Here is a 16,950-nt window from a genome sequence, read left to right as displayed (position 1 = left end):
GAAGGTAGATAAGAAATGGCAATCGAAATTAATGTACCAGACATCGGTGCGGATGAGGTTGAAGTTACTGAGATTCTTGTAAGCGTTGGCGACAAGGTTGAAGAAGAGCAATCTCTGATCACAGTTGAAGGCGATAAAGCTTCTATGGAAGTTCCTGCTTCTCAAGCGGGTATCGTTAAAGAAATCAAAGTTGCAGAAGGCGACAAGGTTTCTACTGGTTCTCTAATCATGATTTTCGAAGCCGAGGGTGCAGCTGACGCTGCACCTGCTCCTGCGGCAGAAGCAGCTCCAGCAGCAGCTCCAGCTCCAGCAGCAGCGGCAGAACTAAAAGAAGTTCACGTACCAGACATCGGTGGTGATGAAGTAGAAGTTACTGAAATCATGGTTGCCGTTGGCGACAGCATCGAAGAAGAGCAATCTCTTCTAACTGTTGAAGGCGACAAAGCTTCTATGGAAGTTCCAGCGCCATTCGCAGGTACTCTAAAAGAGATCAAAGTTGCAGCAGGCGATAAAGTATCGACTGGCTCACTTATCATGGTATTCGAAACAGCAGGTTCAGGCGCTCCAGCAGCACCAGCGGCAGCTGAAGCTCCTGCGGCAGCAGCTCCAGCAGCGTCTGCGGCAAAAGAAGTGAACGTTCCAGATATCGGCGGCGACGAAGTTGAAGTTACTGAGATCATGGTTGCGGTTGGCGACACAGTGGAAGAAGAGCAATCTCTAATCACTGTTGAAGGTGACAAAGCTTCTATGGAAGTTCCTGCACCATTCGCTGGCACAGTTAAAGAAATCAAGATTGCAGCTGGCGACAAAGTGTCTACTGGCTCACTAATCATGGTATTCGAAGTGGCGGGTGCAGCACCTGCTCCTGCAGCAGCTTCAGCTCCAGCTCAAGCGGCAGCACCTGCAGCTCCGGCTCCTAAAGCAGAAGCTCCAGCGGCAGCAGCTCCAGCAGCGACTGGCGATTTCAAAGAAAACGATGAGTACGCTCACGCGTCTCCAGTTGTTCGTCGTCTAGCGCGTGAATTTGGCGTTAATCTTTCTAAGGTTAAAGGTTCTGGTCGTAAGAGCCGTATCCTAAAAGAAGACGTTCAAGCTTACGTGAAAGATGCACTTAAGCGTCTTGAGTCTGGCGCAGGTGCAGCAGCATCTGGCAAAGGCGACGGCGCGGCTCTTGGTCTACTACCATGGCCAAAAGTGGACTTCAGCAAGTTTGGTGAGACAGAAGTTCAACCGCTATCTCGCATTAAGAAGATCTCTGGCGCAAACCTACACCGTAACTGGGTAATGATCCCGCACGTTACACAGTGGGATAACGCAGACATCACGGCTCTTGAAGCATTCCGTAAAGAGCAAAACGCGATTGAAGCGAAGAAAGACACTGGAATGAAGATCACACCACTTGTGTTCATCATGAAAGCGGTAGCTAAAGCGCTTGAAGCGTTCCCAGCGTTCAACTCTTCTCTATCAGAAGACGGTGAGAGCCTAATCCTGAAGAAATACGTGAATGTTGGTATCGCGGTAGATACACCAAACGGTCTAGTTGTTCCTGTATTTAAAGACGTGAACAAGAAAGGCATCTACGAGCTATCTGAAGAGCTAATGGCGGTTTCTAAGAAAGCACGTGCTGGTAAGCTAACTGCGGCTGACATGCAAGGTGGCTGTTTCACTATCTCTAGCCTAGGCGGTATCGGCGGTACGGCGTTTACTCCAATCGTAAACGCACCAGAAGTTGGTATCCTAGGTGTGTCTAAGTCAGAAATGAAACCGGTATGGAACGGTAAAGAGTTCGAACCGCGTCTACAACTTCCACTGTCTCTATCATACGACCACCGTGTGATCGATGGTGCTGAAGGTGCGCGCTTCATCACTTACCTAAACTCATGTCTATCTGACATTCGTCGTCTAGTTCTGTAATAGAAATTAGATGAATGAGAGGCGGCAACTTAGCCGCCTCTGCTAATCATAATTACCGACAATTTGGTTATCAGCCTTGCTTCGTTCAGGGTTTTCACAATCGAATTGTTGTCTAGCTCACAGGCTAAATTGATTTACTTTTCACACCATTAACATCTCTGTAAACTGTTAGCGGTCTGAAAATAACTGTTTAAAACAAATCTCTCTTAAACATAAAAAATCGATACCCACTCAGCCTGTTAGGGATAATGACTACAAGAGGTCAAAATGAGCAAAGAAATTAAAGCCCAAGTTGTTGTACTTGGTTCTGGTCCTGCTGGTTACTCCGCTGCATTCCGTTGTGCGGACTTAGGTCTTGAAACTGTACTAGTTGAACGTTACAGCACGCTTGGCGGTGTATGTCTGAACGTGGGTTGTATCCCATCTAAAGCACTGCTTCACGTTTCTAAAGTAATTGAAGAAGCGAAAGCGATGGCTGACCACGGCGTTGTGTTCGGTGAGCCTCAAACAGACATCAGCAAAATCCGCATCTGGAAAGAAAAAGTTGTTAACCAACTAACTGGCGGCCTAAGCGGTATGGCTAAGATGCGTAACGTAACAGTAGTTAACGGTTACGGTAAGTTCACTGGCCCTAACTCTATCCTTGTAGAAGGCGAAGGTGAGCCAACAGTTGTTAACTTTGACAACGCAATCGTTGCGGCTGGTTCTCGTCCAATCAAACTGCCATTTATCCCGCATGAAGACCCACGTATTTGGGACTCTACTGACGCTCTAGAACTAAAAGAAGTGCCAGAAAAACTGCTTATCATGGGCGGTGGTATCATCGGTCTAGAAATGGGTACGGTTTACCACTCTCTAGGTTCTAAAGTTGAAGTTGTTGAAATGTTTGACCAGGTAATTCCTGCAGCAGACAAAGATATCGTGAAAGTATTTACTAAGCGTATCAAAGACAAGTTCAAGCTAATGCTAGAAACGAAAGTAACAGCAGTTGAAGCAAAAGAAGACGGTATCTACGTTTCAATGGAAGGCAAGAAAGCGCCAGCTGAAGCTGAGCGTTACGATGCGGTTCTAGTTGCTATCGGTCGTGTACCAAATGGTAAGCTAATCGACGGTGAAAAAGCGGGTCTAGAAATTGACGAGCGCGGCTTCATCAACGTTGATAAGCAAATGCGTACTAACGTTCCTCACATCTTCGCGATCGGTGATATCGTTGGTCAACCAATGCTTGCTCACAAAGGTGTGCATGAAGGTCACGTAGCTGCTGAAGTTATCTCTGGTAAGAAGCACTACTTTGACCCTAAAGTTATCCCTTCAATTGCGTACACTGAGCCAGAAGTGGCTTGGGTTGGTAAGACTGAAAAAGAAGCGAAAGAAGAAGGCATCAAGTACGAAGTAGCAACATTCCCATGGGCAGCATCAGGTCGTGCAATCGCATCTGACTGTGCAGACGGTATGACTAAGCTAATCTTCGACAAAGAAACTCACCGCGTAATCGGTGGTGCTATCGTTGGTACTAACGGTGGTGAACTACTTGGTGAAATCGGCCTTGCAATTGAGATGGGCTGTGATGCAGAAGATATCGCTCTGACTATCCACGCTCACCCAACTCTACACGAGTCTGTAGGTCTAGCTGCTGAAGTATTTGAAGGTTCAATCACTGACCTGCCAAACAAAAAAGCAGTTAAGAAGAAGTAAGCTTTTTCTGACTGAATGATAGAAGCCGCTGCATTGCAGCGGTTTTTTTATGCTTGTTACATAGGAATATAAATGTGTGCTTAGCTGACAGCAGACAATAAAAAGCCCACCAAACGGTGGGCTGACATATATTACTAGTTAAGCTTTAGTGTTCACGGTTGTAAATGCAAAGCATATCTAAGTATGAATTCACTAGATGTTTCAGTTCCGCTTCACCTTTAGCGCGGTTCGCTTGGACAAACAGTGAGTAACAAATACCGTGGAACAGGTTTGCCAAGTGTTCTGAATCGTGCTGGTCACACACCTCACCGCGTTCAATTGCTTTAATGAACATGTTTTGTACCAGCAACTGGTTAGTACGGTTAGTTGAAACAAACAATGGCCATACTTCATCACGTGTTGAAGCACTCCACTCGAACCATACTTTTAGCCAGTGACAGTCTTGGCTGACAAGCTCGATCATCGCATTAGTAATATTGGCGATGTTTTCACGTGCATGTAAGTCTAGGTCTATGTTATCCGATAGGAAGTTTGAGAACTGACGTACGACGTGATTGAGAACTTCATCCACCAAGTCTTCGCGTGTAGGGAAGTAGTTAAAAACAGTCGCCACAGAAACTTGAGCAATTTCTGCGATATCTGCGTGACCACCACGACCGATGCCGCGGCGCGCAAATACTTCCAATGCGATTTCCATTAACTGTTGCTTACGCTTAATTGGAGAAAGCCTAGTTCTAGGTCTCTTTGCAATTGAGTCCATATCCATTTTCCTTGCCATTTGAGTTGATATTGGGGGTAACCCCCTAATTGATTATTTTAATAGTTGCTTAAAGCAGTGATGAGTGTAATGGTGCATATGCACAAGGTCAACATCTGTAGAACAATTTATATACAGTAATGTCATTATTATTGATAAATTTAGCTATGAACTTTATAAAACTAAGACCTTCTTCCAAGATTTTTTGGCAACAGGATGCGACTTTCAACCCAATGAACGTGGTGATACACTACACGCCGTAAGATTAGGTGATCGTTTGCGTGCGACTTACCTCAACCCACAAATTTAGATTGAGCACAGTATGAAACATACAATAGAAGTCATGATTTCTGAGCAAGAAGTTCAGGAGCGAGTTCGTGAATTAGGCAAACAAATTACAGAGCGTTATCAAGGTAGTGAAGATCTTGTGTTGGTAGGCTTATTGCGTGGCTCATTTGTATTTATGGCAGACTTGGCACGTGCTATCGAACTGACTCACCAAGTTGATTTTATGACAGCGTCAAGCTACGGCAACACGATGGAAAGCTCACGTGACGTTCGTATCTTGAAAGATTTGGATGATGACATCAAAGGTAAAGACATTCTGCTTGTTGAAGACATCATTGACACTGGTAACACACTAAATAAAATCCGTGAGATTCTTTCGCTACGTGAGCCGAAGTCTATCGCGATTTGTACGCTCCTAGATAAGCCATCTCGTCGTGAAGTGAATGTTCCTGTGGATTGGATTGGTTTCGAAATCCCAGATGAGTTTGTCGTTGGTGTGGGTATTGATTACGCGCAGAAATACCGCCACTTACCATACATCGGTAAAGTTGTACCTCAAGAATAATCATTGAGTTCAGCATTAAAAATATAAAAAAACGCCCATCTTAGATGGGCGTTTTTTGTCCAGTTTTTAGATATGACTTAGCGACAAAGCAGCTTGTTGTCTGTATTTAGAATCGTCGAAAGAGCTTTCTGGTAAGACGCTTCTACGGTTTCCTTAGAGTTAGAACGAATGCCTAAGTACTCTAAGCGACCATCTTCAATTCCGTATACCACACCATGAATTTCAACATCTTGCCCACGCTCCCAAGCGTTTTGCAGGATGGTTGAGTTACCCAAGTTGTACACTTGTTCTGCAACATTAAGCTCGCCTAGTTTATCCGCTCGATCTTGTTGCGGCATTTGATCTAGGTAAGTGCGGTGTTTGAAATAAATATCTCTGATATGTAACAGCCAATTATTAATAAGACCTAGCTTAGGGTTATCAATGGCTGCATTTACGCCACCACATCCATAGTGTCCACAGACAATGATGTGTTTAACCTTAAGAACGTCTACGGCGTACTGGACGACGGATAGACAGTTGAGATCAGTATGGATAACTTGGTTTGCAACATTCCGATGAACAAAGAGTTCACCTGAGTATAGTCCGGTTAGTCGCTCGGCAGGGACGCGGCTATCAGAGCAGCCAATCCAAAGAAAATCAGGCTTTTGCCCCTCAGCGAGTTTTGCGAAGTATTCAGGTCGATCAGATTTGATCTCTTGAGACCATTTCGAATTGTTTTCAAATAACTGTTTTATTTCCGGCATTTTGCAAACTACTTCCCTTAAAAGACAAAATCGCTGCCGCTGTTTGTGTGCACATGCAAGCGATCAGTGTTGTAACTATACACAATGTTACAATTTCGATCTCGTTAAATATTCGTCAGATAGGACTCATCTGACTAGTTTTCATTAAGAAAAAAGTAAAATCTGGTGAAACTATTTGTGGTGTGAATTTAGCCTTAATCTATTTATGGTTTAAATTTTCGCCTAGCTCGTTAAAGTAGTGATATTTTACTTTTTAAAATTGAATGCAGGGAAAATCAGCAGTGTTCGGTAGTCGTTTTGAAGATATCAATTTCAAAGGGGATGTATTTGGCGGGGTAACCACGGCGATTATCTCTCTCCCTCTGGCGTTAGCGTTTGGTGTTGCATCCGGAGCCGGTGCTGAGGCCGGCCTTTGGGGAGCAATAATGGTCGGTTTGTTTGCCTCGTTATTTGGTGGTTCTAATACGTTAATATCAGAACCGACAGGGCCAATGACGGTAATCATGACCGCAGTATTAACCAGTATGATGGCGAAATACCCAGAAACGGGCATGGCTATGACTTTCACGGTTGTCATGATGGCTGGCGCGTTCCAAATCCTATTGGGGACGTTAAAACTGGGTAAATACGTTACCTTAATGCCTTATAGCGTTATTTCCGGGTTTATGTCTGGCATTGGTGTGATTCTTATCATTCTGCAGTTATCGCCTTTGATGGGGCATGCTGCGCCTTCAGGGGGAGTACTCGGAACGTTATCTGCTTTGCCGGAGACCATTTCTAACCTTAAGTTCAGTGAGTTGTTTTTGGGACTACTGACTTTGGGGATTCTTTTTTTCTTCCCTAAGCAATATCGTAAATACGTTCCTGCACAGCTCGTGGCATTGGTCGCGGTGACTTTATTGTCTGTGATTCTCTTTGATACAGAAGATATTCGTCGTATCGGTGAAATTCCTGCTGGGTTACCTTCTCTCGTCGCCCCTTATATTGACACAGATATGTTTGTCGAGATGGTCATTGATGCATTAGTGCTCGGCACATTAGGTTGTATTGATACTTTGTTAACGGCGGTTATCGGTGACTCATTAACTCGTAAAGAACACGACTCAGATAAAGAGCTGCGAGGTCAAGGGTTAGCTAACATGATCTCAGGCTTGTTTGGTGCGCTGCCGGGGGCGGGGGCTACCATGGGGACGGTAACGAATATCCAAGTTGGGGCTCGTTCGCCATTATCTGGTGTGATTCGTGCACTAATGTTGGCGTTGGTTGTACTGGTTGCTGGCGGGTTAACAGAGCCAATCCCGATGGCTGTGTTAGCAGGCATTGCGGTGTATGTTGGCTTTAACATCCTAGACTGGAGCTTTATTCAGAGGGCACATAAGGTAAGCTTTTCCGGAATGGCGGTGATGTATGGCGTTATGTTGCTTACAGTATTCGTTGATCTTATCGTTGCGGTGGGTTTAGGCGTCTTTATCTCGAACATTATCATCATCGAGCGTTTGAGCCGAGAGCAGGCGCGACAAGTAAAAGCGATCAGCGACGCGGATGAAGATGATGTGCCGCTGACTGACAGCGAGCGTGGTTTGTTGGATCGTGCTAATGGTAAAGTGCTGTTCTTTTATCTTTCCGGTCCGATGATCTTTAGTGTTTCTAAAGCCATTTCACGTCAGCACTCTAGTATTTCGGACTATGACGTGATGATTCTCGATCTTACGGATGTACCAATGATTGATGTGACCGTCGGTTTGGCGTTAGAGAATGCGATTAAGGATGCTCTCGATGCCAATTGTGCCGTGTATTTATTATGCCCGAATGAGCGAACACGAGAACAGCTAGAGAAATTCCATGTGATTGACCTTGTGCCTGATGAAAATATGTACCAATTCCGTTACGAAGCATTGAATGCGGCGGTGGCACATGTTGAGGCAGACCAGTATCAGCGCATAACGGCGTAATCATTCTGACAGTTAAAAACGCAACAGTGTCCTGTTGCGTTTTTTTATGCTCTATTTTGTCTTACTCAGAGATAACCTTTACGAGGTAAGGGTTATATTTCCAATATTATCGAAAGGTTTATTTGTAATCATCGTCATTCAACGATAAACTGATGGACCTCCAATACGATACCCAAGGCGATTTTGTAGTAAACCGCTGCTAAATATGAGTCGGTATTAGTAATCACAAACAAACGGCAATCAAGACCTTATGTACGCATTAGAAATTGAACAACTGCGCAAGACGTATGCAGGTGGCTTTGAGGCGTTAAAAGGTATAAGTCTCCAAGTGAAAAAGGGTGACTTCTACGCGCTTCTGGGTCCCAATGGTGCAGGAAAATCGACCACGATTGGCATCATCTCCTCCTTAGTGAATAAAACCTCCGGAACGACGAAAGTTTTCGGTTATGACATTGATACCGACCTCGAATTGGCCAAGCAGAATTTAGGCTTGGTGCCACAAGAGTTCAACTTCAACCAGTTTGAAACCGTTGAGCAAATTGTGATGCAGCAAGCTGGCTATTACGGTGTGTCTAAAGTGTTAGCCAAAGAAAGAGCAGAAAAATACCTGAAAAAATTGGATTTATGGGAAAAACGCCAAGAGCGTGCTCGTAACCTATCCGGTGGGATGAAGCGTCGTTTAATGATCGCAAGAGCTTTGATGCACGAGCCGCAATTACTCATTTTAGATGAACCAACGGCTGGAGTGGATATTGAACTACGCCGCTCAATGTGGGGGTTTCTGAAAGAGATCAACCAAGAGCAAGGAATTACGATTATTTTAACGACACACTACCTAGAAGAAGCGGAGATGCTGTGTCGAAATATCGGCATTATTAATCGTGGTGAGCTGATTGAAAATACCACCATGAAGGCGTTACTAGGTAAGCTAAGCGTCGAGACATTTATCTTGGATATTGAGTCAGAAGTCGAGGTGCCTGAGCTTGAAGGTGTTAATCGACAAAGTATTGTTGATGGCTCTTTAGAGATAGAACTAGATAAAAGCCAAGGATTGAATTCGGTATTCAGTCAGTTAACAGAGCATGGCATTAAAGTTCTCTCAATGCGTAACAAAGCCAACCGACTTGAAGAGTTGTTTGTCAGCATTGTAAGAGAGGGGAGTAATTAAATGTACGGTTTATATTGGACGGCATTTCGCAGCTTGCTGAGCAAAGAAGTCACTCGTTTTACACGTATTTGGGTGCAAACCTTAGTGCCGCCAGCCATTACGATGACGTTGTACTTCATCATTTTCGGCAATCTTATTGGCTCTCGAATTGGTGAGATGAGCGGCTTTAGTTACATGGAGTACATTGTTCCAGGTTTGATCATGATGTCGGTGATCACTAACTCATACTCGAACGTGGCGTCGTCATTCTTTAGTGCAAAGCTACAGAAGAATATTGAAGAACTGCTGGTGGCACCGGTACCAAACTATGTGATTATTGCTGGCTATGTGATGGGCGGCGTGACTCGAGGTTTGTTGGTCGGTGCAATTGTTACTTGTGTGTCACTTTTGTTCGTTGATTTGCACGTGGAGCACTGGGGCATTATTGTCGCGACTGTCTTCATGACTTCGGTTGTATTTGCTCTCGGTGGCTTGATCAATGCGGTTTACGCAAAAACGTTTGATGATATTTCGATCATCCCTACGTTTGTATTGACTCCTTTAACTTACTTGGGAGGAGTCTTTTATTCGATCAGTCTGCTGCCTGAATTTTGGCAAGGCGTTTCTAAGATCAACCCAATCGTCTACATGGTGAATGCGTTCCGCTACGGCTTTTTAGGTGTCTCGGATGTGGGCATTGTCACTTCATTTAGTGTACTTGCAGTGTTTGTTGTTGCACTATATGCCATTGCGCATTACCTAGTAACCAAAGGGATTGGCCTAAGAAGCTAAGCCATTCTCATAAAGCAAAGAGCAGCGACTCATGCTGCTCTTTCGCGTGCATAACAATACATACCCATACAATTTTTCGGTTTTTATCATGGTAGGTTTCAATCATTTGTAATAAATGAGTGATCCTATGAATATTGTCCCGCCGCCGCCTTTCTCCTATCAATTACTTAAGCCCAAATATTGGTCTGTATGGCTGGCATTTGGATCTTTAGCGATTCTTGTTAATGTACTGCCATACGTAGTATTACGAATCTTAGGTAGAAGCATCGGCTGTATTGCGATGCATGTAATGAAGCGCCGACACAAGATCGCTCTGCGTAATCTCCAGCTGTGTTTCCCTGATTTTACGGATTGGCAATGTAAGGACGTAGTACGAAAAAACTTTCAATATACTGGAATGGCGATCATCGAAACCGGTATCGCCTGGTTTTGGCCAGATTGGCGGATACGTCGGATAACCTCTATTGTTGGAAAAGATCGTTTACTCGCTGAGGAAAAGAATGGACGTGGTGTGTTGGTGGTGTGCAGTCACCATTTAAACTTGGAGATAACCGCTCGTATTTTTAGCCGGTTTGCCCAAGGTTATGGCGTTTATCGCCCAAATTCGAATCCTGCTTATGAGTTTATTCAACATCGAGGTCGAACTCGTTTTGGACATCAAATGATTGATCGAAAAGACGTGAAATCAATGATCAAAGTTCTGAAGAGTGGTCATCGACTTTGGTATTTGCCCGACCATGATTATGGCGTTAACCATTCTGTTTTTGCGCCGTTTTTTGCTGTTGAACAAGCGGCGAGTACCGTCGGGTCTAGTGTTCTCATTGATGCAACAAAGTGCGCGGTTATATCTGGCGTTACAGTGAGTAAAAAATCACCATTACACGCTGTACATTGGAAAAGACATTAGCGAGTGTTTCGAGAGACGTAATGCGGTTAAAGCGGCAAGCATCTTGAACCAAGAGCTTGAGAAAATGATAAAACGTGATATTCCAGCGTGGATGTGGCTGCACAAGCGGTTTAAAACTCGCCCTGAAGGGTTAGATTGCGTCTATACGTAGAGTATAAAAAAGGTCGACTTAAGAGTCGACCTTTTTACTTTTATGACTCAGAGCTTACTCTGCGCTCTCTGAGTTTGTATTGTTAGATTCAGCTTCTTCCTTCGCTTCGACAACCATATCTACCGTTTGGTTATCGATAAGACGAGCCTTGCCTAGGAACGCAGACATCAGAATGACAGCTTGTGTCGTTTCTGGTGTGATCACTTGTAATGTACGAGCATCACGAATGAAGATCTCATCAGGGTGCAGACCTGCAGCTCGAAGTTGGTCGCTTGCATCTTCGATGATCGATGCGTAGTCATCGCGGCCACCGCGAATGGCACTACTGATCCAACGCATTGTACGAGCAAGTACAGGAGCACGTTGACGCTCGTCCAGCGTAAGCAAGCCATTGCGTGAACTCATTGCTAAACCGTCCATTTCACGTACGGTTGGTACACCGATGATTTCAATGTCCATTGCTAGGTCATCAACCATCTTGCGGATAACCGCAAGTTGTTGGAAGTCCTTCTCGCCGAAGCACGCGACATCCGGTTGTACGATGTTAAACAGCTTATTCACAATCGTCGTCACGCCACGGAAATGACCTGGTCGAGACGCGCCTTCGAGAATTGTTGATAGGCCAGGGACATCGACGAAGGTTTGCTTATCCAGACCTTCTGGGTAGATAACTTCTGGTGTTGGCGTAAATACCACATCGACCCCTTCAGAGGTTAACTTGCTTAAGTCTTCCTCTAGCGTGCGTGGGTAATTATTTAAATCGTCTGCACGATCAAACTGCATCGGATTAACAAAGATGCTTACGACAACGATATCAGCGTATTCGCGTGCTTTACGCACTAAAGTTAAGTGGCCTTCGTGAAGGTTGCCCATGGTAGGGACAAACGCCACTTTACGACCTTCACGTTTAAAGGTTTTAAGGTGTTCACGAACTGCTGAGATTTCCGCAAAAGTTTGCATGCATTTATCCTCTAGGCAATGGTATGAGCGTCGTCTGGGAATACACCGTTGGCTACATCTTCAATGTATTTAGTAACGGCTTTGCGCATATCACCTGTTTCAGCAAGAAAGTTTTTGGAGAATTTCGGCATGTAGTTGGCAGAAATACCAAACATATCATGCATTACGAGAATTTGACCATCTGTTACGTTACCTGCACCAATACCGATAACAGGAACGTCAAGCACTTGCGTAATACGTTCAGCAAGCTCAGCTGGTACGCATTCTAGTAAGACGATTTGAGCGCCTGCTTCTTGCAGCGCTAATGCGTCTTTTACCATGCGGTCTGCTTTTTCTTGCTCGCGACCTTGGATTTTGTAACCACCAAAAATATTAACAGCTTGAGGAGTTAAACCAAGATGAGCACAAACTGGAACTGATCGTTCAGTGAGCATTTTCACCGTGTCGACAAGCCAGTCACCACCTTCAATTTTTACCATATTGGCACCAGCACGCATCAGTTTAGCCGCATTTTCGCAAGCTTGCTCTGGCGTGGTGTAGCTCATGAATGGCATGTCTGCCATCAACAAACAATTTGGGCTACCAGCGCGTACGCAACGAGTATGGTAAGCGATATCATCGACCGTTACTGGCAGAGTATCGTTGTGACCTTGCAAAACCATACCTAGAGAATCACCGACAAGAAGTACTGGCATTTCTTGGCTTTCAAACAGTTGGGCAAAGCTCGCATCATAAGCGGTTGAAGTAGCAAATTTACGACCTTCTTGCTTCCACTTGATTAGGTCGTTGATGGTCATTTTTTTCATGGTTTTATCCTTACTAGGAGTTGGCTATGACTGCCAGATACTGAGGCCGTTTCTATCTACTTGTTCCAGTAGTTTAGAGACCTCGGTCCCATCAGGGAGTTGTAAACTTGGTGCAATTTCCGCAAGAGGGTAGAGTACGAATTCACGCTCTTTCATTCCATAATGAGGAACGATCAGCCTCTCGGAATTAATCACCTCATTGCCATAAAGCACAATGTCGAGGTCCAAGGTTCTTGGTCCCCAGCGTTCGTCTTTACGGACACGCCCTTGTTCTTGCTCTATAGCTTGTGTGCAATTGAGCAATTCAATAGGCGTCAAACTGGTGTTAATAGACACAACCGCATTGATGTAATCCGGTTGGTTTTGTGGCCCCATTGGCGTGCTGCTGTATAGCGAAGAAGCTTGAACAAACTCTGATTTAGGCAGCGTTTTTAATGCTTCAATCGCTTGCTTCGCTTGGCTGACAGGATCAGCCAAGTTACTGCCTACCGCAATGTACGCTGTAATCATGATTTGGGCTTACTCTTTTTCTTGCGATAAGTTTTACGGCGGCGTTGGCCTGTTTTCGGTGATTGACCGTCTAAGTCGGCAGCCATTGCTTGACGCATTTCTCGGCCTGCATTTTGAAAAGTTTCCCACCACTTGGCAAGCTTCTGAGTGTCACCACCTTCAATTTCACCGCGCATTTCAAGAAAATCAAAGCCAGCTCTAAATTTATTGAGCTCCATAAGACGGAATGCACGTTTACCGTTACGTCGTGGAAGACGAAGCTGTAACTGCCAAATCTCGCGAATGGTTGCGGTGTGGCGTCTTGGAATGGCAATTGTGCGAACTTGCTCGTCAAGAATGATGTTGCTCGCTTCCATAATGGCGTCGTAATGGCCTAAGTTGCGCTCTTCCATCAGTTCATCGGCTTTCGCACACAGTGGGTACCACAGCATTGCAGCAAACATAAATGCTGGATTGATGCGTTTCCCATCTTCGATGCGCATGTCGGTAGAATCTAGGACAAGATCCAACATCTGCTCAGTGTGAGAGGAGTAATCTTCTGTAAAGTGCGCTGCAATCGTCGGGAATAGTTGCTGGAATAGGTTGTACTCACGCAGTAGGTGGTAGGTTTCTAAGCCATGACCGGATTGCAATAATTTGAGTGACTCTTCAAAAAGACGCGCTGACGGAATGTCACCGAGCAACGGTGCCATGTGTTCGATTGGCGCTGCGGTGTCTTCTTCAATATCAAAGTCTAGTTTTACCGCGAAACGAACCGCACGCAGCATGCGCACAGGGTCTTCACGGTAGCGTGTTTCTGGATCACCAATCAGTCGAATTAGGCGATCTTCTAAATCTTCAATACCACGTGCGTAGTCGTGAATCGAGTAATCTGCGATGTTGTAGTACATCGAGTTAATCGTGAAATCACGGCGCTCAGCATCTTCATCGATGGTGCCGTAGACGTTGTCACGCAGCAGCATACCCTCTTTTGATTGCTGAGAAATGCTCTTATTCTTTTGCTCTTGGTGGTGACCACGGAATGTCGCAACCTCAATGATGTCTCGGCCAAACATAATATGAGCCAAGCGGAAGCGGCGACCAATCAAACGGCAGTTACGAAATAGCTGTTTGATCTGTTCCGGCGTTGCGTTGGTCGCAATGTCAAAATCTTTTGGTTTTTGTCCAAGCAGTAAGTCTCGAACCCCGCCACCCACAAGAAAAGCATCGAAACCAGCACCATTTAGGCGGTACAGTACCTTCAGCGCATTATCACTGATCTGCTTACGCGAAATGTTGTGCTCTTCACGAGTTATTACATTGAGAGCGAGCTCTGGAATTGTGGCAGGTTCGCTTGGTGTATAGTCGTTTGTATTCATGTGCATCTGGCAATAACTGGGTTTAATCCAATCTTGCTTTGGTTAGTTTTATACGCCTCTAGGGCCTAATTTGCGGCTAATGATAGCCTACACAATGCCATTTGAGAATCACGGTGTGATCTCGATCTCTGCTGGAAGCTGTTCCAACCGCCAGTTTTCGCAGCCCCAACGAAGAATATCTTCTATGTTGGCCGCCCTTACGGTTTCAGGTATCTCGAAACCTAAAAATGTCATGGCGCGCAATAGAGTAGGTTTTGGTGTATCTATATCAATAGCCGTCGCGTGATTTTGTTTCGACAATTTATTGCCGTTGTTGTCCATCGCCAATGGTAAATGCAAGTAGCTAACTTCAGGCTGACCAAGTATTTGGTACAGGCTAATTTGACGCCCTGTCGGCTCGATTAAGTCTGCACCTCGCACGACTTCTGTGACGCCTTGGTCGATGTCGTCCAATACTACCGCAAGATTATAAGCAAATAATCCATCTCGACGTTTAATAATGAAATCTTCATTAACGAGTTGCTCTGGAATAGTAATGGTTCCCCGCTTTTGGTCGAGGAAATGAGCGACAGACTTGGTCATTTTTAGGCGAATCGCGCCTTCTTTCAAGTTTTTATCGCGGCAAGTGCCAGGATAAAAACCGCCATGCTCTTTAATTTGCTTACGAGTACATTGGCAATAATAGGCTTCTCCATTTTCGAGCCATTTGTTTATTTGAGCTTGGTAAAGGTCGTGACGTTCGCTCTGGTATACCACTTCTCCATCCCAATGCAGCTGATAGGCCTTGAGTGCCTCTAGGATAAGTTGCGCTGCACCTGGCATTTCTCTTGGTGGGTCTAAGTCCTCAATACGTACTAACCAAGCTCCGTTTTGTGCTTTCGCTTGAAAATAACTGCCAAGAGCGGCAATCAGTGAACCAAAATGCAGTGGACCAGAAGGAGATGGGGCGAATCGACCTACATAGCGTGTCATGCGTGTATCTCGAATTTAGTAAACAAATAGGGTGCGAAGATAGCCAAAACAAAAAGGGAGCCTGAGCTCCCTTCAACAATCATAATGCTGGGTGATTAACCTTGCATTTGCTTCTCTTTGATTTCTGCAAGTGTTTTACAGTCAATACAAAGGTCAGCGGTTGGACGTGCTTCAAGACGGCGAACGCCAATCTCTACGCCACAAGACTCACAGAAGCCAAAATCGTCTTCTTTGATTTTATCCAAAGTCTTTTCAATCTTCTTGATCAAACGGCGTTCGCGGTCACGGTTACGCAGTTCTAGGCTGAACTCCTCCTCTTGAGAGGCGCGGTCAACTGGATCTGGGAAGTTTGCTGCTTCGTCCTGCATGTGGTGAACAGTACGATCCACTTCAGCTCTTAGCTGGTCGCGCCAAGCTGTTAAGATTTTCGTAAAGTGTTCAACCTGCTCTGGTGACATGTACTCTTCACCAGGTTTTTCCTGATATGGCTCCACGCCGGCAATGGCTAGGATGCCTATCGTTTTCTTCTTTGATTCTGGCATACAGCATCTCCTACTTACACCTAGTCAACTGCTACGCAGTCAATTTAAGGCGGGTATCTATAGCAAAAAGAGGCGGTGCAAGCAAATACTGAATCGCAAAGTTATCGTCAATGTGAAGACGACATCATTTTTTCTCTTAATTGATAAAATCAATAGCGGAAATCAGCTTCATTCCAGTATCGCTCAGTTCAGCTTTGTAGCAGAGAACTTCCACTCCAGCGTCTTGTGCTTGTTTGAGTAATAGTGAATATTTCGCGTCTATATGGTGCGCCGCGGATACTTTTTCAATACCTGAATGTAAAACAGTGAATAAAAGTATGGCCCTACTTCCATTTTGTGCCATTTCTGTGAGCTCTCTCAGGTGTTTTTGTCCCCGAGTCGTGACCGCATCTGGGAAGTATCCTTGTCCAGTAGAGTCGGTCTCATCAAGAAGAGTGACGCTTTTCACTTCTATATAGCACTTTGGCTTGTCGTCTGCGCTGAGCAAGATATCAATTCGGCTATTTTCATTACCGTATTTCACCTCAGTTTGAAGTGTGTCATAACCATAAAGCTCTGAAATGACATTATTTTCAATAGCCTCTACGGCTAATTGATTGGCACGCGCGGTGTTGATGCAAATACGGTGGCCTTGTTCGGTCTCACTCAACTCCCAACTATTGGGGTATTTTCGTTTCGGGTTGTCGGAAGTAGAAAACCAAACTTTGTTTCCGGGTGTTGCACAACCCGTCATTGCACCTGTATTTGCGCAGTGGATTGTACGGATTTCACCAGTATCGAGCTCGATATCGGCAAGAAAGCGTTTATAGCGTTTGAGTAGAGTGGCGGACTCTAAAGCGGGTGTGAAATGCATTTGCTTATTTAGACAAAAAATTTTTTATGTACAAT

The 16,950-nt window shown here is 44.9% G+C and carries 15 protein-coding genes and 1 pseudogene; 7 read left to right on the top strand and 9 right to left on the bottom strand.

Translation table 11 applies throughout. From position 1 onward, the window contains the following. Window positions 1–15 precede the first annotated feature (15 nt). Together aceF and lpdA are read left to right on the top strand one after the other, a co-directional pair. Window positions 16–1,914, top strand: coding sequence for a pyruvate dehydrogenase complex dihydrolipoyllysine-residue acetyltransferase (aceF, locus tag R7P64_RS12585; protein ID WP_256895665.1), 1,899 nt, complete (start codon window positions 16–18; stop codon window positions 1,912–1,914). A 267-nt stretch (window positions 1,915–2,181) separates the two neighbouring features. Further along, window positions 2,182–3,609 carry a dihydrolipoyl dehydrogenase gene (gene lpdA, locus R7P64_RS12580; RefSeq protein ID WP_005379993.1) on the top strand — a complete coding sequence of 476 codons (1,428 nt, stop codon included), beginning with the start codon at window positions 2,182–2,184 and terminating at the stop codon, window positions 3,607–3,609. 145 nt (window positions 3,610–3,754) lie between these two features. On the opposite strand, the gene opaR is transcribed toward lpdA, so the two are convergent. Then, a complete protein-coding gene (gene opaR / locus R7P64_RS12575) occupies window positions 3,755–4,369 on the bottom strand; it encodes a transcriptional regulator OpaR (protein WP_005379994.1) in 615 nt (204 codons plus the stop codon). Window positions 4,370–4,688: 319 nt separating this feature from the next. Here opaR and hpt point away from each other — a divergent pair, with 319 nt between their 5' ends. Beyond that, window positions 4,689–5,219: a hypoxanthine phosphoribosyltransferase gene (gene hpt, locus R7P64_RS12570; RefSeq protein WP_005379995.1), complete on the top strand. Its 531-nt coding sequence runs from the start codon at window positions 4,689–4,691 to the stop codon at window positions 5,217–5,219. Window positions 5,220–5,296: 77 nt separating this feature from the next. On the opposite strand, the gene can is transcribed toward hpt, so the two are convergent. After that, on the bottom strand, window positions 5,297–5,965 hold the full coding sequence (can, locus tag R7P64_RS12565; protein WP_005379996.1) for a carbonate dehydratase: 669 nt from the start codon (window positions 5,963–5,965) through the stop codon (window positions 5,297–5,299). 281 nt (window positions 5,966–6,246) lie between these two features. Here can and R7P64_RS12560 point away from each other — a divergent pair, with 281 nt between their 5' ends. The 4 genes and pseudogenes from R7P64_RS12560 to R7P64_RS12545 all read left to right on the top strand — a co-directional run bounded on the left by R7P64_RS12560 (window position 6,247) and on the right by R7P64_RS12545 (window position 10,914). Next, window positions 6,247–7,917 carry a SulP family inorganic anion transporter gene (locus tag R7P64_RS12560; RefSeq protein WP_005379997.1) on the top strand — a complete coding sequence of 557 codons (1,671 nt, stop codon included), beginning with the start codon at window positions 6,247–6,249 and terminating at the stop codon, window positions 7,915–7,917. A 250-nt stretch (window positions 7,918–8,167) separates the two neighbouring features. Further along, entirely contained in the window at window positions 8,168–9,085 is a 918-nt protein-coding gene (locus R7P64_RS12555; RefSeq protein ID WP_005380000.1) for an ABC transporter ATP-binding protein, read from the top strand. Beyond that, window positions 9,086–9,856 (top strand): ABC transporter permease, encoded by a 771-nt coding sequence (locus R7P64_RS12550; RefSeq protein ID WP_256895663.1) that lies wholly within the window; start codon window positions 9,086–9,088, stop codon window positions 9,854–9,856. 127 nt (window positions 9,857–9,983) lie between these two features. Further along, window positions 9,984–10,914, top strand: a pseudogene (locus R7P64_RS12545) (Kdo(2)-lipid IV(A) acyltransferase). A 54-nt stretch (window positions 10,915–10,968) separates the two neighbouring features. On the opposite strand, the gene panC reads toward R7P64_RS12545, so the two are convergent. From panC to sfsA, 7 genes are all read right to left on the bottom strand, one after another. Beyond that, window positions 10,969–11,874 carry a pantoate--beta-alanine ligase gene (gene panC / locus R7P64_RS12540; RefSeq protein ID WP_005380005.1) on the bottom strand — a complete coding sequence of 302 codons (906 nt, stop codon included), beginning with the start codon at window positions 11,872–11,874 and terminating at the stop codon, window positions 10,969–10,971. Between the two features lie 11 nt (window positions 11,875–11,885). Further along, window positions 11,886–12,680, bottom strand: coding sequence for a 3-methyl-2-oxobutanoate hydroxymethyltransferase (panB, locus tag R7P64_RS12535; protein ID WP_318123573.1), 795 nt, complete (start codon window positions 12,678–12,680; stop codon window positions 11,886–11,888). Window positions 12,681–12,704: 24 nt separating this feature from the next. Continuing rightward, entirely contained in the window at window positions 12,705–13,190 is a 486-nt protein-coding gene (gene folK, locus R7P64_RS12530) for a 2-amino-4-hydroxy-6-hydroxymethyldihydropteridine diphosphokinase (protein WP_005380007.1), read from the bottom strand. After that, window positions 13,187–14,554: a polynucleotide adenylyltransferase PcnB gene (pcnB, locus tag R7P64_RS12525; protein ID WP_005386589.1), complete on the bottom strand. Its 1,368-nt coding sequence runs from the start codon at window positions 14,552–14,554 to the stop codon at window positions 13,187–13,189. Before pcnB ends, folK begins: the two co-directional genes overlap by 4 nt. Window positions 14,555–14,656: 102 nt before the next feature. Beyond that, entirely contained in the window at window positions 14,657–15,520 is an 864-nt protein-coding gene (gene gluQRS / locus R7P64_RS12520) for a tRNA glutamyl-Q(34) synthetase GluQRS (protein WP_149192419.1), read from the bottom strand. Window positions 15,521–15,615: 95 nt separating this feature from the next. Further along, the gene (dksA, locus tag R7P64_RS12515; RefSeq protein WP_005386584.1) at window positions 15,616–16,062 is read right to left on the bottom strand and encodes an RNA polymerase-binding protein DksA; all 447 of its coding nucleotides are present in this window, start codon (window positions 16,060–16,062) and stop codon (window positions 15,616–15,618) included. Between the two features lie 136 nt (window positions 16,063–16,198). Next, a complete protein-coding gene (gene sfsA, locus R7P64_RS12510) occupies window positions 16,199–16,915 on the bottom strand; it encodes a DNA/RNA nuclease SfsA (protein WP_005380023.1) in 717 nt (238 codons plus the stop codon). Window positions 16,916–16,950: the final 35 nt, after the last annotated feature.

Origin of the sequence: Vibrio sp. 2304, from assembly GCF_033339475.1 — a bacterium.
Classification (GTDB): Bacteria; Pseudomonadota; Gammaproteobacteria; order Enterobacterales; family Vibrionaceae; genus Vibrio; species Vibrio alginolyticus.
The sequence above is the reverse complement of the archived record's forward strand: the minus strand, read 5'-3'. Positions and strand labels throughout refer to the sequence as shown.

Coding starts and splice junctions, on each gene's coding strand:
- aceF (WP_256895665.1), top strand. CDS start 16: ATGGCAATCGAAATTAATGTACCAGACATCGGTGCGGATGAGGTTGAA.
- lpdA (WP_005379993.1), top strand. CDS start 2,182: ATGAGCAAAGAAATTAAAGCCCAAGTTGTTGTACTTGGTTCTGGTCCT.
- opaR (WP_005379994.1), bottom strand. CDS start 4,369: ATGGACTCAATTGCAAAGAGACCTAGAACTAGGCTTTCTCCAATTAAG.
- hpt (WP_005379995.1), top strand. CDS start 4,689: ATGAAACATACAATAGAAGTCATGATTTCTGAGCAAGAAGTTCAGGAG.
- can (WP_005379996.1), bottom strand. CDS start 5,965: ATGCCGGAAATAAAACAGTTATTTGAAAACAATTCGAAATGGTCTCAA.
- R7P64_RS12555 (WP_005380000.1), top strand. CDS start 8,168: ATGTACGCATTAGAAATTGAACAACTGCGCAAGACGTATGCAGGTGGC.
- R7P64_RS12550 (WP_256895663.1), top strand. CDS start 9,086: ATGTACGGTTTATATTGGACGGCATTTCGCAGCTTGCTGAGCAAAGAA.
- panC (WP_005380005.1), bottom strand. CDS start 11,874: ATGCAAACTTTTGCGGAAATCTCAGCAGTTCGTGAACACCTTAAAACC.
- panB (WP_318123573.1), bottom strand. CDS start 12,680: ATGAAAAAAATGACCATCAACGACCTAATCAAGTGGAAGCAAGAAGGT.
- folK (WP_005380007.1), bottom strand. CDS start 13,190: ATGATTACAGCGTACATTGCGGTAGGCAGTAACTTGGCTGATCCTGTC.
- pcnB (WP_005386589.1), bottom strand. CDS start 14,554: ATGCACATGAATACAAACGACTATACACCAAGCGAACCTGCCACAATT.
- gluQRS (WP_149192419.1), bottom strand. CDS start 15,520: ATGACACGCTATGTAGGTCGATTCGCCCCATCTCCTTCTGGTCCACTG.
- dksA (WP_005386584.1), bottom strand. CDS start 16,062: ATGCCAGAATCAAAGAAGAAAACGATAGGCATCCTAGCCATTGCCGGC.
- sfsA (WP_005380023.1), bottom strand. CDS start 16,915: ATGCATTTCACACCCGCTTTAGAGTCCGCCACTCTACTCAAACGCTAT.